Origin of the sequence: Streptomyces sp. P9(2023), from assembly GCF_032436795.1 — a bacterium.
GTDB lineage: Bacteria > Actinomycetota > Actinomycetes > Streptomycetales > Streptomycetaceae > Streptomyces.
Map to the genome: position 1 here is coordinate 1 of NZ_JAUPWM010000538.1, position 266 is coordinate 266.

Sequence of the window (266 nt, forward strand, 5' to 3'; positions counted from 1 at the left end):
GCATCGGTGCCAGCAGAGACAGCCGAAAGCGCCATAACACCAGATTCGTTCGTTACCGGGATTTCAGCAAGACGTGGATCGACCTTCGTCAAGTTCTGCCAGATCAGCCAGCCGCCTGAATTCGGTTCACCGATGGCGAGACGGCCTTTCAGATCATACAGGTCGCCGGGGCCGTTTTCACGGTTGCAGAGAACGTGCAGGTATTCGCGATGCAGCGATGCGATCTGGCGCAACTTCTTGACCTGAGCAGGCGACTGGCGAGCAAG

The 266-nt window shown here is 57.5% G+C and carries 1 protein-coding gene; it reads right to left on the reverse strand.

All coding sequences use genetic code 11. The annotated features are described in order from the left end of the window. On the reverse strand, positions 1–266 hold a 266-nt coding region (locus Q5762_RS38635; RefSeq protein WP_315896991.1), incomplete at both ends, for a hypothetical protein.